The sequence below is a fragment of the Candidatus Sericytochromatia bacterium genome (assembly GCA_035285325.1).
Lineage (GTDB): Bacteria > Cyanobacteriota > Sericytochromatia > S15B-MN24 > JAQBPE01 > JAYKJB01.
Genome location: JAYKJB010000021.1, coordinates 21,447 through 37,639 on the forward strand (window position 1 = coordinate 21,447; position 16,193 = coordinate 37,639).

At 64.6% G+C, this 16,193-nt stretch carries 11 protein-coding genes; 9 read left to right on the forward strand and 2 right to left on the reverse strand.

Annotated features, from left to right (window positions below; genetic code table 11):
- Positions 1-12 precede the first annotated feature (12 nt).
- The gene (locus tag VKP62_03420; GenBank protein ID MEB3196232.1) at positions 13-1,314 is read right to left on the reverse strand and encodes a Glu/Leu/Phe/Val dehydrogenase; all 1,302 of its coding nucleotides are present in this window, start codon (positions 1,312-1,314) and stop codon (positions 13-15) included.
- Between the two features lie 210 nt (positions 1,315-1,524).
- Here VKP62_03420 and VKP62_03425 point away from each other — a divergent pair, with 210 nt between their 5' ends.
- The 6 genes from VKP62_03425 to lpdA all read left to right on the forward strand — a co-directional run bounded on the left by VKP62_03425 (position 1,525) and on the right by lpdA (position 7,595).
- Positions 1,525-1,902 carry a hypothetical protein gene (locus VKP62_03425; protein MEB3196233.1) on the forward strand — a complete coding sequence of 126 codons (378 nt, stop codon included), beginning with the start codon at positions 1,525-1,527 and terminating at the stop codon, positions 1,900-1,902.
- A gap of 233 nt (positions 1,903-2,135) precedes the next feature.
- On the forward strand, positions 2,136-2,747 hold the full coding sequence (locus tag VKP62_03430; GenBank protein MEB3196234.1) for a CoA pyrophosphatase: 612 nt from the start codon (positions 2,136-2,138) through the stop codon (positions 2,745-2,747).
- 106 nt (positions 2,748-2,853) lie between these two features.
- On the forward strand, positions 2,854-3,759 hold the full coding sequence (lipA, locus tag VKP62_03435; protein MEB3196235.1) for a lipoyl synthase: 906 nt from the start codon (positions 2,854-2,856) through the stop codon (positions 3,757-3,759).
- Between the two features lie 22 nt (positions 3,760-3,781).
- Positions 3,782-4,756: an alpha-ketoacid dehydrogenase subunit beta gene (locus tag VKP62_03440; protein ID MEB3196236.1), complete on the forward strand. Its 975-nt coding sequence runs from the start codon at positions 3,782-3,784 to the stop codon at positions 4,754-4,756.
- A gap of 15 nt (positions 4,757-4,771) precedes the next feature.
- Positions 4,772-6,103: a dihydrolipoamide acetyltransferase family protein gene (locus VKP62_03445; GenBank protein MEB3196237.1), complete on the forward strand. Its 1,332-nt coding sequence runs from the start codon at positions 4,772-4,774 to the stop codon at positions 6,101-6,103.
- 76 nt (positions 6,104-6,179) lie between these two features.
- Positions 6,180-7,595, forward strand: coding sequence for a dihydrolipoyl dehydrogenase (lpdA, locus tag VKP62_03450; protein MEB3196238.1), 1,416 nt, complete (start codon positions 6,180-6,182; stop codon positions 7,593-7,595).
- Positions 7,596-7,655: 60 nt separating this feature from the next.
- Here lpdA and VKP62_03455 read toward each other — a convergent pair whose 3' ends face one another.
- Positions 7,656-12,401 (reverse strand): diguanylate cyclase, encoded by a 4,746-nt coding sequence (locus tag VKP62_03455; GenBank protein MEB3196239.1) that lies wholly within the window; start codon positions 12,399-12,401, stop codon positions 7,656-7,658.
- A 125-nt stretch (positions 12,402-12,526) separates the two neighbouring features.
- Here VKP62_03455 and lipB point away from each other — a divergent pair, with 125 nt between their 5' ends.
- The 3 genes from lipB to VKP62_03470 all read left to right on the forward strand — a co-directional run bounded on the left by lipB (position 12,527) and on the right by VKP62_03470 (position 16,114).
- Positions 12,527-13,231 carry a lipoyl(octanoyl) transferase LipB gene (lipB, locus tag VKP62_03460; GenBank protein MEB3196240.1) on the forward strand — a complete coding sequence of 235 codons (705 nt, stop codon included), beginning with the start codon at positions 12,527-12,529 and terminating at the stop codon, positions 13,229-13,231.
- Positions 13,228-14,295: a HEAT repeat domain-containing protein gene (locus tag VKP62_03465; protein ID MEB3196241.1), complete on the forward strand. Its 1,068-nt coding sequence runs from the start codon at positions 13,228-13,230 to the stop codon at positions 14,293-14,295. The genes lipB and VKP62_03465 overlap by 4 nt, the downstream gene beginning before the upstream one ends.
- Positions 14,296-14,365: 70 nt before the next feature.
- Positions 14,366-16,114 carry a glycerol-3-phosphate dehydrogenase/oxidase gene (locus VKP62_03470; GenBank protein ID MEB3196242.1) on the forward strand — a complete coding sequence of 583 codons (1,749 nt, stop codon included), beginning with the start codon at positions 14,366-14,368 and terminating at the stop codon, positions 16,112-16,114.
- Positions 16,115-16,193: the final 79 nt, after the last annotated feature.

Consider the following 16,193-nt stretch of genomic DNA (forward strand, 5'->3'; position numbering starts at 1 on the left):
GGACCCTGTGGGCTAGGGATAGAACCCGCGCAAAGAGGCCGCCTCGAACAGGCGCTCAAGCGCGATCGTATGGGCCGCCTCACGGTAGCTCAGGCCGTCACGTTCAGCCCGGGAGGCCACTTGTTGCCAGGTGCGGAGCACGAGATCACGCAGGCGGCCCGTCACTTCTTCCTCCGTCCAGAACAACTGATTGTTGTCCTGAACCCATTCGAAGTAGCCGACCAAGACTCCTCCCGCATTCGCGATGAGGTCCGGGAGCACCACAATTCCACGTTCGGCGAGGAGCCGGTCCGCCTCAGGGGTGACGGGCATGTTGGCACACTCGAGAATGACGCCCGCCCGGATCAGTCCCGCATTGCTGCGCGTCACCTGAGCGGACAGGGAGGCCGGCACAAGAATGTCGCAATCGAGTTGCAACAGTTCCTCTTCCGACATCCGAACGGCCGCCTCGACGCCCTCCAGCAGGCGGTGCGCGTCGACGTGGCGCAGCAGCGCGTGGACGTCGAATCCTTCCGGCGAATACCAGGCGCCGCTGCGATCGCTGACCCCCACAATGATGGCACCATCGCGATATAGCAGCTGGGACAGCACCCGCCCCAGCTTGCCGAAGCCTTCAATCACCACCCGCTTTCCACGCACGTCCTCGCCACGCCCTCGCAGGAAGTCCTTGAGCAGGAAATAGGCCCCCTTACCCGCCGAGTCACCGGCCAATTGGGTGCCACCAATGACCAGCGGCTTGCCTGTCACGGCCGCCGGCAAGGCATAGCCACGGTTGACGCTCAGGGTGTCCATCATCCAGGCCATCTCCCGGCCACTGGTGCTGATATCAGGCCGCGGGATGTCTTTTTTCGGGTCGAAGACCGTCACCATGTCGGAGGTATAGCGCCGGGTCAGACGCTCCAGTTCCCCCTGCGACATCTGATAAGGGTCAGCCGTCACGCCGCCTTTGGCTCCTCCAAAAGGGATGCCGAGCAAGGCGCACTGCCAGCTCATCAACAAGGCGAGCGCCGTCACCCCGTCAAGGTCGACTTCAGGATGGAAGCGCACCCCGCCATAGTAGGGGCCGAGGACATTGGAGTGTTGAACCCGATAGCCTGGAAAGACCGTGATCTCTCCACTATCGAGTCGCACGGGGGAGTAGGTTTGGATCACCTTGTTCGGCGTGAAGATCCATTCCTGAAATCCTTCAGAAATTCGGAGGCCCGAGGCGGCCTTCGCCAGCCTCAGGCGCGCTTGCCCCAGCAGGTCCTTGCGGCCCCGATATTGCGCTGGCAAGCGGTTGGTCAGCTGTTGTGCATCGGTCGCTGAAGTCATCGCTTCATGCCTCCTGATCGAATTCCCGGAATGTCCGGTCAGGGAACGCCTTCGACTACCCACACCTTAACACGAGCTTCGCTGGGTTGGGGACCGTTCCTGTTCAGGTCGCCCGCTTGAGGGACGGCGATCGCCGGGATAGAATGAACGCCAGCGGGAACCAGCATCACGCTGGCCCTTGTCACAGTGACAGGAAGGAAGTTCGACCCCATGGCTGAACAACACGGCTCCGCCCTCCAAGAACTCAACATCAGGATGCAAGATGGGCGCGTGCTGGTGCTGCATCGAAACCACGCCGACCAGTTGGTGGCGACCAGCCAGCCTCATCGGTCCGCGGAATTGCGGGGGTTTGGCCCCTGGCCCAGTTGGGATGCCAACCGCCGGCAAGCGACACTGACCGAACCAGACGAGGAATCAGGCCTGTTCGAGCCGGAACGTCTTTTCGTTTTGCGCGAGCAGTACGCCTTTCTCGCGCCCGGCGCGCAATCGCCAGCGGCTGACTACGTGTCAATGGGCCCGATCGACCGGGCGTGGTGGAGCGGCACGGAACACATCGTGCAAGCCCGCCAGCGCGCCGGCAAACACTGAACCGCCCTCTCAAAGCGCCCCGCGCGCCACGCGTCCGGGGCGCTTTCACTGCGTCTACCCCCACAAACGGCAAGCCCCCCGTCGCTTGGCCGACGAGGAGCTTGCCTTGGGGGGGATAGGGTACCGGTGTGTGGTAGACCGGTCCTTTCGGACCACTGGCGATGCCAGCAATTTCATACTAATCGGGCCCCCACGTTGGATATAGGATCTCTGTCACAGAGTGATCAGAACGGATGCAGACCTCACTCGTCCCCCTCCGAAACTGGTTCGCACAACACGACCGTCGCACGCTTCCAGAGGGTGTCCGCCCGGCCTGCGTGCTGGTCGCCCTCTGGCCGGGGGCCAACGGTTGGCAGGTGGTGTTCACCCGGCGAAGCGAGAGGTTGAACACCCACCCTGGAGAGATCAGCTTTCCGGGTGGTCGAATCGAGCCAGGGGAACTGAGACCGGAAGACACGGCCCTGAGAGAAGCCGAGGAAGAACTGGGTCTGGCGGCCGCCCACGTCGATGTGATCGGCTGCCTGGATGACGTCAGCACCCTCAAGGCCGTCCGGATCACGCCCGTGGTCGCGGTGATTCCAGCGGCGTATCCGTTTGCGATCCAGCACGATGAGGTGGCGGAGGTTTTCTCCGTTCCCTGGCGGACCTTCCTGGATCCGGCGCAACGTCAGGAAACCTGGTGGTCCCGCGACGCGGGCACGCCGGCCCGGCAGATCATCTTCTATCAAGCGGGGCCCCACCTGATCTGGGGCGCCACTGCTCGCATCATCGACACCTGGGTCTCTGCCCTCACAGCGCAGGGCAGGCAGGGAGCAGAGGTGCTCCAAATGCTCTCCGGAGGCTGAAAAGGGCCACTTGACGGGGCTTGCAACCCAGGCGTAAGCTGGAACATTCAGTCCTGAAGCACCGTGCGACGCCTTGGCTGTCGCCGTGCCCCTGCGGAACCCGTCTATGACCACCTCAGCCCCCAAACCAGCCTGGCTCAAGGTTCGTCCTCCTGCCGGAGAACGCTACCAGTTCATCAAGGGGCGCCTTCGCCAACTGGGTCTCGCCACGGTCTGCGAGGAGGCACGCTGTCCCAACGTGGCGGAGTGCTGGGGAGGCGGTACCGCCACCATCATGGTGATGGGAGACACCTGCACCCGCGGATGCCGTTTTTGCGCCGTCAAAACCAATCGGGTCGGACGCCCGATCGATCCCGAGGAGCCCATCAAGGTGGCAGGGATGCTGGCGCAACTCGAACTGGACTACGTGGTGATCACTTCGGTCGACCGTGACGACCTGCCCGACCAAGGGGCGGGACATTTCGCCGCGGTGATCAGGGAGGTGAAAGCGCGGCGCCCCGACATGCTGGTCGAGGTGCTCATTCCTGACTTTCGTGGCGAGCGGGGATTGATCCGCCTGGTGGCCGACGCGGGGCCTGACGTGATCGCCCACAACGTGGAAACGGTCGCGCGTCTCACGCCCCGTGTGCGCGACCCACGCGCGAACTACCAGCAGTCACTGGACGTGCTTCGGGTGGTCAAGGAGCATGCCCCCGCGATTGCGACCAAGACGTCGTTGATGATCGGCCTCGGTGAGACAGAGGCGGAAGTGGCGGAGGCCTTGCGAGACCTGCGCGCGGTCGACTGCGAAATTGTGACCTTTGGCCAGTACCTGCAGCCGACGGCCAAGCATCTCCCTGTGGTAGAGTACGTGCGCCCGGAGGTATTCGCCGCCTACGAGGACCTGGGCAAACGCCTCGGGTTTCGCTACGTGGCTTCAGGTCCGCTCGTGCGGAGTTCCTACCGAGCCGGCGAACTGTTCATCAAGGGGATGCTCGAGGCGCGGAAATCCCCCGCCGTGGCCCATCCCTGACCCCTCCGGAGGAGTATCGCGCATGCCGACGATGAACATCATCCAAGCCGTCAATGACGCCTTGCGGCGAGAGATGCGTCGGGACGAACGGGTGGTCGTGCTCGGGGAGGACGTGGGGCGCTTCGGCGGTGTGTTCCGCGCCACCACGGGCTTGCAGGAAGAGTTCGGGAGTGGGCGGGTGCTCGACACGCCGCTGGCCGAGAATGGAATCATTGGGGCCGCCATCGGCATGGCGCTCTACGGTCTGCGCCCGGTGCCTGAGATTCAGTTCGCAGATTTCGCCTACCCCGCCTTTGACCAACTGACCAACGAACTGGCCAAGTTCCGATTCCGCTCAGGTGGTCAGTATCCCTGCCCTGTGGTGGTCCGCATGCCCGTTGGGGGCGGCATCAAGGGGGGACATTACCACTCCCAACACAACGAGACCTATTTTGCCCATACCGCTGGGCTGGTGGTTGTGTGCCCGTCCAATCCGGTCGATGCCAAGGGCCTGCTGGCATCGGCCATCCGAAGCGATGACCCCGTCATTTTCATGGAGCCCAAACGGGTGTATCGCGCGGCCCGGGCTGACGTCCCTGAAGACGACTACCTCACGCCCATTGGTAAAGCCGCCTGCCTCCGAGAAGGACGCGGCCTGACGGTGCTGACTTATGGAGCCGTCACGCACACCGTGCTGGAGGCTGCTGTCGAAGCCGAAAAGCGCGGAATGGACCCGGAAATCCTCGACCTGCGTACCCTGATTCCCCTCGATATCGACGCCGTGCTCACCTCCGTCCGCAAGACGAGGCGCTGCGTGATCGTGCATGAAGCGCCCCGGACCCTGGGATTCGGCGCGGAACTTGCGGCCCTGATCACGGAACACGCCTTCTGGCATCTTGAAGCGCCCGTGCTCCGCGTCACCGGATACGATACGCCCTTTCCCTACACACTCGAACACGAATACCTGCCGGACACAGCGCGAATCCTCGCTGCGTTCACGCGGGTTCTCGCCGTCTGATTGAAGGAGTCGCCCATGAGTCACGTCACCCTCGTCGAGATCCAACCCGGCCAATTCGAATTCCGGCTGCCTGACATTGGTGAAGGCGTCGTGGAGGGCGAGATTGTCAAGTGGCTGGTCGCGGAAGGGCAAGCCATCAAAGAAGACGAACCGATTGTGGAGATCATGACGGACAAGGCGACGGTGGAAATTCCCAGTCCCAAGTCCGGGACGGTGGCCCGACGGTTCTGGACAGAGGGTCAGATCTGCCCGGTGGGTCAGGCGTTGGTTCTGATCGTGTCGGAGGGGTCGGTCGGAGCTGCGGCGCTCCCCGTGACGGAAGTCGACGCGCCGGCCAAACAGGAAGTCGTCGTGGCCGTGGCGTCAGGCTCGAGCAATGGGCACGGGTCGGTCAAGGCCGGCACCGCGGTGCTGGAGCGACCGTCCGGAGAGAGGGCCTTGGCGGCGCCGGCCACGCGGAAGTTGGCGCGTGACCTGGGGGTGGACCTTCAACTGGTCCCAGGTTCCGGCCCTCACGGGCGGGTGACCCGCGATGACGTCCAGGCCTTCGCAGCAGGGCCAACACTCGCTCCGGTCGCCTCGGTTCCTGCCATTCCTGTGGCCGTGGCAGCGACGTCACCTGCCATCTCCATCGCCGCCGGCCCGGGCGACGAGCGTCGCCCCTTGCGTGGATTGCGTCGCAAGATCGCCGAGAAAATGGTGCAGTCGGCCTTCACCGCCCCGCACGTCACGACCTTCGACGAGGTCGACATGACGGCCTTGGTGGGCTTGCGCCAGCGCATGAAGCCTCGCGCCGAGGCATTGGGCGTCAAACTGAGCTACATGCCGTTTTTCATCAAGGCCGTGATTGCAGCGCTCAAACAGTTTCCGAGCTTCAACGCCAGCCTGGACGACACGACTCAGGAAATTGTGATCAAGCGCGACTATCACATCGGCTTCGCGGCGGCGACCGATAACGGGTTGCTCGTCCCGGTCATCCGCCATGCGGACCGCAAGAGCCTCTTGGAGATTGCTCGCGACATGGCAGACATCGCGGCTCGAACGCGTGCCGGAAAGGCCACGGCAGAGGAACTCTCGGGAAGCACCTTCACGATCTCGAACGTGGGTTCCATCGGCGGTCTGTTTGCCACTCCGATCATCAACCATCCGGAGGTGGCCATCCTCGGGGTGAACAACATGCAGAAGCGGGCGGTTGTGCTGGAGGATGGCACGTTGGCCGCGCGGGACATGATGTATCTCGGACTGTCCTTCGACCACCGCGTGAATGACGGCGCGGAGGCTGTCCTGTTCCTGAATGCCGTGATCGGCTACCTGAAGGACCCCGAAACCCTGTTGATGACGCTCTGAATCGTCACCGACTCTCCCCGCCGCGCAACCTCGCCGGGCCGTGCGCGCGCAACCCCTGCTCCGAAGGAGTTTTCGCATGGAAACCAGACAATATGATGCTGTCGTGATCGGCGCTGGACCGGGCGGATACGCCTGCGGAATCCGACTGGGACAGTTGGGCCTCAAGGCGCTGGTGATCGAAAAAGGGTCGGTGGGGGGAGTTTGCTTGAACGTGGGATGCATCCCATCCAAGGCCATCATCCACGCGGCAAAGACCCTGGAAAAGACCAAAAAAGCGGACGCGATGGGCATCGTGGTGGAAAGCGTCCATCTGGACTTTGCCCGTTTGCAATCCTGGAAAGACGGAATCGTCAAGAAACTGACGGGCGGCGTATCGGGACTTCTCAAAGGGAACAAGGTGGACCTCTTGCAGGGAGCGGCGCGCTTTGTGTCACCGCGGGAACTGGAAGTGGAGACGGCGAGTGGCCCCATTCGCGTGCAGGCCCCTCACATGGTCCTCGCAACCGGCTCCAGACCGATCGAGGTGCCCGGATTCCCCTTCGGCGGTCCCATCCTGAGTTCCACCGAAGCGCTTTCCCTGCCAGAGGTGCCGGGCCGCTTGCTGGTCATCGGGGGCGGTTACATCGGATTGGAACTGGGCCAGGCCTACGCCAAGATGGGGGCTGCCGTGACCATCGTCGAAGCTGGCAGCCAGTTGCTCCCGGGCCAAGATCCAGAACTGGTAGCCGTTGTGGCCAAGAAACTCGCCGCACTGGGCGTCACGGTCCTGACAGACGCGAAAGCAGCGGGCTGGGCGCCAGATGGAGCCGGGGCGCTCGTCACGGTTGAACGCCAGGGCCAGCGCGAAACCTTGAGCGCTGACAAGGTGTTGGTGACGGTGGGCCGTCGCCCCAACAGCGAGAACCTGGGCCTGGAAACGGTCGGGGTCGCCGTGGAACGAGGATTCGTCCGGGTGGATGCGCAGCTGAAAACGAATGTAGCCGGCATTTACGCGATTGGCGACGTGGCCGGGCAGCCCATGCTGGCGCACAAGGCGTCGATGGAGGCTGAAATTGTGGCGGAGGTGATCGCCGGGCATCCGGCTCAGTGGGACGCGCAAGCCATCCCTGCCGTCATCTTCACGGATCCCGAGATCGCGACCGTGGGACTCTCGCCGGCTGAGGCGGCGAATCAGAAGCTTCCCGTTCTGACCGGAAAGTTTCCGTTTGGGGCCTCCGGGCGAGCCATGACGACTGGAGAAACCGAGGGGTTTGTCAAGGTGCTGGTGCATGCCGAGACCCACCGTTTGCTGGGAGTAGGGATCGTGGGGCCACAGGCCTCCGACCTCGTCGCAGAGGCCACCTTGGCCCTTGAGATGGGGGCCTTCACCGACGACATCGGCCTGACCATTCACGCCCACCCCACCTTGCCCGAGGCCTTCATGGAAGCGGTCAAACACGCCGTCGGCGAGGCCGTCCACACCCTCAACCAACCCGCTCTGGCCAAGCGCTGAGACGACGTTCCGCGCCTCGAACGCAGAGGCCAGATGTCGCCCCAGTCCTCCCTCCACCAGTCAGGTACCAGGCTCGGGGGTCCCCTCCAGCCTGGCCCGCTGCAAGGCCTCTTGCGCCCTGGCCAGCACGACATTGATGGTGCCATCCGCAGGCCGCCAGTCTGCCACGCCACACGACACCTTCACGGGCGGAAGTGGGTCGTCTGGCGACTGGCGCTCGTGCGACGCGCGAATCTGGGCGGAGGCCCGATGCGCCAGGTTCAGGGCGTCCGTCCCCGGCGTCTCGGGACAGAGAACCACAAACGCCTCTCCCCCAAGTCGGGCCACCAGATCAGTTTCACGAGCCGCATCGGCCAGGACCTGCCCGACGCGTTGCAGGATTTGATCCCCAACGGCCGGGCCAAATTGCTCCCTGGTTTCCTGAAAGTGGTCTACTTCGAAGCACAGGAGTGCAAGGGCGCGATTCTGCCTGCGCGCCAGGGCCAGTTCGCGGTCTGCGGTCGCCAGGAAGGCCCGCCGATTTCGCAGGCCAGTCAGCGCATCCAGGTTGGCGACCCTGTCGGCCTGACGCACGGCCCTCAATTGCTTTTCGAGTTCCTCGGTATGGCGCGCGATGCCTTCATACAACGTGGCGTTCTCGAAGGCCGTCGAGGCGTGAGACGCGACCAGCGCCAGCTGGTCCAGGTCCTGCAGCGAGTAGGCCACCCGAGCCGCCTGACTGTCGACATAGAGCACCCCCAAGCACCGTCCCTTTGCGATCATGGGAGCCACCATGACGGCCTTCAGGTTCAAAGCCGCCACCGACTTTCCTGGTTCAAAATCCTCCAATTTTTGACCTTCGATCAGGGCAGCCGGTTCCCGGCGGGCCGCCACCCGGAGACACACACTCATGGACAGGGGCTGATTTCGGATGTCACGCCCGCCCCGGTCCAGACCTGCTCGCACCAGCAGGTCCTCGTAACGGCCCTGGGACTTCAGCAAGGCAAAGGCCCGCTCCGCTCCGGTGAGCTCCAGCGCCACGCGCAACACCGCCTGGGCCACATCATCGACCACCAGGGAGGCGTTGATGGACGCCACCATCCGATTGAAGGTGGCGAGCTGCTCCCGCTTGGCTCCCCAAGCACGAATCATCAGGCCATAGTGAGAGGTGACGCCTGACAAGTCCGACGTGATCTGCCCAAATCGCTGCAACATGTCCTGATGGGCCTCAGCACTGAGCAGCAAGGTCCCACCGCCCGCCCAGACCCGTTCGAGAACGGTTTTGACCCCCTCCTGAGAAGCCACCTGAGCCCGACGGTCAGCCGGTAAGGTCCCCAACATCCGACGCAGGAGCCGCTGCGCATCCTGGAAATTGGCAATAGCCGCTTCTGCCAGCGGGTTGCAACGACCGGAACCGTCCAGGGCCCGCGCTGTCAACCAGGGCAATCCCATCTCGTCGGCGTGGTGGCGAGCCAGTTGAAAATGGCGCGCCGCATCCGAGCCGCCTCGCAGAAGCGAGCATTCGCCTTGGAGGCATTCCAGATAGGCGAGCGCTCGTCTCGCCCCGGCCGACTTCAAGGGTTCGCCCAGCCCAGCCAAGGCGTCCGCAGCCCCCGAGGCGTCACCGACCGCCAGGCGGATGCTGGCAAGTTGCAGGCGTGCCTCGGTTTGGGCCGCAAGATTCGAATTCGCGGGCAAGGCTCGCAAGGCATCAGCCCGGGCCGCCTCCCACTCGCCCCGGGAAAGCCTGAGGTGAGACCGGGCCAGGAACCATTCAGCCGTATCCGGCTGGCCCGGGGCCCAATGGACCGCCAGGCGGTCGAGACACGCTTGCAGCTCTTCCTGCAGGCCCACGCGACAGGCCGCGTGGGCGAGACGGGAAAGCGGCCATTCCAGTTCCGACGTTGGGCTCGCCCCATACGCCTCCAGCAGGCGCTCCAGCAACGCAAAGGCTTCCTCCAGGCGGCCCTGCTCCACCAGGACCCAGCCCTGCAGGGCTTGGGACTGTTGGAGCAGCAGCCCATTGTCTGCCTGGTCGAGCGCCGCGCGAGGCAATACCTCCAAGGCCTGGTCCAGCGAACCACATTCAGCGAGCACGAGCGCATGGCGCAAGCGCCTGCCGGCCAGCTGTTCCTCAGATTCCCTACGCTCACTCAGCAGAAGCCAGTCTGGCATGACCTGGCGCAATTCCCGCCAACGTCCCAGGGACCAGGCCAGTGCCACAAGCTGAGTCAACATGTCGTATTTCAAACTGGAGAGCGCATCGGGGCAGTCCAGCAGGGCCGTCACGGCCTCCTCGAACAGGGGCGTTTGCCAATCCTTCACCGTCTGGCAGCGCAACAGGGCAGTGGCGGCTGCCAACCAGGCCCCGATGTCCCCAGGCACGGCAACTTGCTCCGCGCGCAGGGAATGCAGGACCGCCTCTGCCTCCTGCAGGCGATGCTCCCCCAGCAGGATGGTGGCGAGCTCGAGGCGAGGTCGAAACCGTCCCCAGCGCAAGCTTTCGAGGGATGATTCCGCACACAGGACCTCCAGGCTCTCACGCGCGCGTTCCCGTTCCCGCAATCCGCCGCTCCGATGCAAGCAGATGGCCAAAGCGAGTTGCAGGTCTCGCGTGTTACCAGGCCGTCCGGCGTTGAGGGCGATCGCCCGCTCGAGCTGGCCCCGCGCAGCCTGCCAGTCAGCCTTCTGGGCAGCGACCCAGGCCAACCCTTCAAGCGCATCCTCCTGGACGGCGATGGCCACCATCGCCGTGTGGAGGCCACCCAGCAACGCCAAAAAACAAGTCTCGGCCGTGCTGGTTGCTCCGAGGCTCAGGGCATACCATCCGGCGTCATGCCATTGTTTCGAAGCGTCCACTCCGGCTGCTGATTCGTGGTAGGCCAGACGCAGACTGCGCGAGGTCACCGGCCACCAGGGGGCAACCGGTGAGAGTTCCACATAGTTCGCCAGGCGCTGATGGTGAGCCTGACGTGTCGCCGGAGCCAGGTGCTCGCGGCCCCACGCAAGTTCATCGTTCGCGAGGAGGATGCCGGCTGGATACAAGCGCGCGCGGCCCAGCCCCAAGAGCGCGGAGAGATGGCGGAGGGCCTGCTCCGGGGCCTCGGCAGCGAGCAGGCCAGCCCAATCCAGCAGCCCATCGGGGTGGGTCAGGGCCACCAAGCAAATGATGTCCCTCCCATCCGCCACAGAATCAGCCTCCCCGGAGGATTCTCGCTCCGCAGAGGCATCCAGGACCTGTGGCCAGAGGGTTTCCGGAAGACGCCAGCCTCCAGGGGTCTCCACGATCACGCGCTTCGACGTGAGCTGAGCGAGCAGGTCAGCCGCTCGCTGATAATCTCCGCCTGAGTGGCGGCGCAAGGCCGCGGCAAAACGAGAAGGCACGCGGGGAAGTTGAAAAATGGCGGCCAGCCAGTCTTCAAAGTCGTGGTCATCCGGCGCCTTCACGGGCAGGCTGCGAGCAGGCAAATCCCCCAAACCAGCCCGGGTTGATACCACCCACACCAGTCCGGGACGCTCCACCCGCAGCACGGCACGCAGCAGGCTCTGGCTGGGCTCGTCCAGGGCCTCCCAACCGTCGATGAAGCAGACCAGCGGCCCTCGCTGCGCCAAGGCATCGAACAGACCGTTCCCGGCGGCCACCAGGTGGTCCAGGGGGCGCTCATCCAGGCGAAGCGGCACCAGGGGGTCCTGGCATCGCTGGTCCAAGGCGGCCAACGCGTCACTGCAGAGTGCCGCGGCTGATTCGTCCCTGGAGCTCAGAGCCGCGCGGAGGGCCAGCAAGATTTGCCGCCAGGCCACCAGTGGAACCTGTGAAGGCGTGGCCTGGAACCACACGCTTGGAATGCCTTCCCGCAGGCAGTCTGCCCGCAGGACACGCAACAGGCGAGACTTCCCTCCCCCCGTCGGCGCACGAGCCTCCAGCAGGGCCCCACGAGACGTCGTTGCCACCTGGATGGCATCCCAACCTGCCGAGGCCGAGGCCTGAAGCGAACGAGGCATCGACGCCCGAAAATCGACCGTCAGACTTCGCTCCTGTTTCTGCTTGCCTGAAGGGGGCGCCAGGAAAGTTTCCCAGGCCTGCTGACGGGCAGCGGGCTCGGGGGACAGCAACCGCTGCAGTAGCCGCAAGAGTTCCTGCGCCTCACCGGTGCCACGGAGTTCAGTCGCCGGAGGCGGCCCAGCCAGCAGGCACCCGGCCAGCGCATCGTCACGAACCGAAGCAAAGGGGTGACTCCCGGTCAGCAAAGTCCATCCCAGAACACCGAGCCCCCACATGTCCGTGCGATAACTGAGTGGTTCCCCTCGTAAGGCCTCAGGAGGCGTGTCAGGGCGAAGCGCTTCGACAAGCGTCCCCACCTCACTCCCCTCTGGCAGGCAGCACCACCAGTTCAGCACGACGGGCATCCCCTCAGCCGTGAATCGGACGGCGTGGGCGGCCAGATGTCCGTGGTACCAACCTAGTGCGTGCAGGGCGTCGAGCACGCGGGCCAGCTGTTCGAGGATTTCGCGGACGCGCGAGACGGGGAGAGGCGCAAGTTCCTCGACGCTCGGACCATCCACCCAATCACTTTGCAAGACCATCGAGCCCGTGCGGGTTCGTCGGATGGGGCCGGCCAGCACGCAAGCTGGATCCGCGAGACTGTTCCAAATCTGCCGGACCAGCACCAAACGCAGGGGATCCAGGTCCCAAGCAGACAAGTACTCGCGCACCCCGATTCGCTTTCCGCCCTGCAGCGGAACGAGGACGCGCCACGGTCCCGGCGACGCATCCACCTGCGCGATCGCCTTGTAGCCTAATGGTTGGAGTGGATCCGACTCGCTCATGACTGTCCTGACAGGGCGCCGACCAGCCCGCGCCCCCCTCATATACCCGACCGCCACAGTCGGCCACTACTTGGTTGGAAACCCTGGTATCATGCGGCGTGTTGTTCTTACGGTGAATCAGTGTGATGCCAACCTCGCCAGACGCCCCGCCGCCGAACGGCCCCGCGGCCACCGCGGTGTACTGGTTGGGCACGGTGCCCTATCACGAGGCGTGGTTGCTGCAGCAAACCCTGCTTGCGGAGATTTACCGGGGCAGCCAGCCCGAAACCCTCTTGATGCTCGAACATCCCCCCGTGATTACCTTGGGAAGGCGCAAGGAGGCCCGCCAGAACGTGCTGGATGCGGGAGACGTCGACGTGGTCGAAGTTGAACGTGGTGGCGACGCGACCTATCACGCCCCGGGGCAATTGGTTTGCTACCCCCTGCTGGCCCTGGCGCCTCACGAACGCGACCTGCATCGCTTCCTCAGGAACCTGGAACAAGCGGTGATCGACACCCTGCTGGAGCTGAATTTGCAAACCGGAAGGCGAGACGGTTTTAGCGGCGTCTGGTATCGCGAGCGGAAACTGGCCAGTGTGGGAGTCGCGGTGAAGCACTGGGTGACCTATCACGGCATCGCGCTGAACGTCTCGAACGATGTGAGCGCCTTCCAGCGGCTGCACCCCTGTGGACTCGCGGCAGACGTGATGGCCTCCGTGGCGGATTTTCTGGTTCAACCGCCCCCCACGTGTGAGACCTTGGCGTCACGATTTGCCCTGGCCTTCTCCCGGGCGTTCGCGCGCGAGTTGCATTGGGTATCCGGCCATCCGTGCCAGGGAGGGACGGCATGAAACTCCCCGGAGATCCCTCAGGATTACCCGCTGGAAGGCTGGAGGTGGCGCTCCGGGAAGCCGCTGATCGTCACGACGAGGAAGCATTCGCCACGCTGATCGACTGGATTCTGGAACGCCGCCCGACCGAAGCCGTCGAACTGCTGGCACGCTACCTGGGACACACGCGTGGCATCGGCCGACGAGCGGCGCACGCTCTGTTACGGCTGGGAGAGTCAGCGGCGCCCGTCTTGCGGGAATTGCTCGAGTCGGGTTCGCCGCGCGCCCAAATCGATGCGGCCTGGGCGCTGGGCTCTCTGCCTGGCGAGGAATCCAGGCGTGCCTTGCTCGCGGGCGTCAGCCATCCGGCGGGCGACCAAGCCCTGACCGATGCTTGCATTGATGCCTTGATGGAAATGGCTGACCCGATGAGCTTGCAGCCTCTGCTGGAACTGGCACAGCGAGACCAACCGCCGAGTCGGCTGGCCAGGTTGTGTCGGGCCCTCGGGCACCTCGGTGAAAAAGAGGCCATCCCCGTGTTGATGTCCCACCTGTCCCACGCGGATGAAGACGTCCGCTTGCGGGCCGCCGAGGCCCTGGCCCGTCTCTCCGAGGCGAGTGCGTGGCCGGTCCTGTTTACCCTTTTACGCGGTTCCAGCCCGGTGTCGTCCGAACTCGCCGGAACGCTTCGCGCGCTGGGTGACCTGACGCGGTCGGCCCCTTTGCTGCTCGGCGCGGCCGATGAGTCGGAGCGGGTTCGGCGCGACACGGCGGAGGCGCTGGGGGCGATCGGCGACGTCAGGGCCGTCGGCCCTCTGATGGAAGTCAGTGAGGACGCCAACCCCTGGATTCGTGGAGAGGTCGCCTATGCCCTCGGTCGGATTGCCGATCGCCGTGGCCTGCCATGCCTGCTGCGAGCGCTCAAAGACCCCTCGGATTGGGTCCGTATGTGTGCCATTCGCGGCCTGGGCCTGCTGGGAGACCCCAGCACGCTGAAACATGTGCGCCCCCTGCTGGAGGATGCCAACCCCGAGGTGAGGAGCGCAGCTCGGGATGCGTCCGAGATGCTGGAGTTGGACCTCTGATGTCTGCGAGGGTGGCCGGAGCGGGGTGTATGATAGGGCTATCCGCTGTCTGCCGAGCCTTGACCCACCGATGAACCGATTTTCCGCCCTGGACCGTCCTCAAATCCTTAACAGGCTCTCCCGTGAGACCTTCGACCTCGTGGTGGTGGGGGGCGGGATCGTGGGCGCCGCTGCCGCTTGGGACGCGGCTCAACGCGGCCTGCGGGTCGCGCTGGTCGAGAAGGCGGATTTCGCGAATGGCGCGAGCTCCAAGTCTTCCAAATTGCTGCACGGCGGCCTGAGATACCTGGAAATGGGCGATATTCGCCTGGTCTACGAATCTCTGGCCCAGCGCAATCGCCTCTTCCTGGATGCCGCCCACGTGGCGAAGCCCCTGGACTTCCTGTTGCCGATTCTCTCCGGCGGGGTCGATCGCGGTTGGCTCATGCGAGCAGGGCTCACCCTCTATGATCTCCTCTCTCACGTCACGTATCTGAGAGGTCCCTGGCATCGTCGACTGTCTGCGACCGAGGCCCAAACAGCTGAACCGGCGCTGAAGAACCCACGTCTGACCGAAGTGTATCGTTATCTGGACGGCCTGACGGAGGATGCCCGACTGGTGATCGAGACGTTGAAGTCAGCCGTCGCCGAAGGCGCCGTATGCCTCAACTACGTCGCGCTGTCGGGATTCTGCAAGGACGAATCGGGCCAAGTGAATGGAATCGAAGTGCGGGACACCTGGCCTGGTGGCCAGGAAAGCTTGACCGTACGCGCGCATCAGGTGCTGCTGGCCGTGGGCCCTTGGTTGGACACCGCGCTAAAACTGGATGACCCGCGCTGCGAACCCCGGTTGCGGCCCACCAAGGGAGTCCACCTGCTGATCCCCGCACAGCTCAGCCGCCACGCCGTGTTGATGAGGTCGGTCGACCCCGCCGAGAGGAAAAAGCGACTGCTGTTCGCCATTCCCTGGGAGGGCTGCACCTTGCTGGGCACGACGGACACGGATCCGGTCACGCCGACGGACGAACGTTACCTCGACGACGATTGCGACGCCACGCCAGCCGAAGTGGCGTACATCCTGGCCGCGACCAACGCGACTTTCGGCAGCCACTTGACGGCGAACGACGTGATCGCCTCCTTCGCCGGTTGGCGTCCCCTGATCGCCCCATCCCGGCAAGGCTTGTCTGCCTCGGCGGTGTCGCGTGAACACGAGGTGATCGAGACATCATCCGGCCTGTTGGCGATCGCCGGGGGCAAATTGACCTCGTTCCGGACAATGGCGCGCCAGAGCATCGACCGGGTTTTCGCGAAGCGACCGACTCCTTCGTTGACATGGATGCCCAGCCGAATCGAATCACAGGCCATCTCAGGCAGTGACCTCGGGGCGCACAGCTTGGACGCCTGGGTCGATCAGGCCGCCGCAGATCCTCCGCCCGGCCTTGACCCTTCGGCGGTGCGCTGCCTGGCCCGTCGCTACGGTTCCAACTGGCCCGCCCTGCGCGCCCTTGTGCTGGAGACTCCCAGCCTGGCGAAGCCGCTGAGCGGCTTGCCGGACAGCCATCCGCACTGGTGCGTGGAAGTGGCCTACGCCGTACGTCACGAGTGTGCCGCGCGGCCGGAGGATTTCTTGCAGCGACGCACGCGACTTTTTCTGACCGATCCCGCGCAAGGCCTGGGGGCTGTCGAGGAGGTGGCGGGATTGATGGGCGAGATGTTGGGCGATCGCCTTGGCTGGCCCCCGGCAGAGCGCCTCAGCTGGGTCAGCCAGGCTTCCGGACGGTACGTGGAGATGGTCACACAGAGCCGTCAGCGGCGACGCGGGGAGGGCCCGAATGGTTAAGGCGGCCCCAAGTCTGGGCTAAGGTTTCGCTTCCTCCGCAAGCGTCCTCACGCCAGCTGGGATAGACCTTTGTCACCAT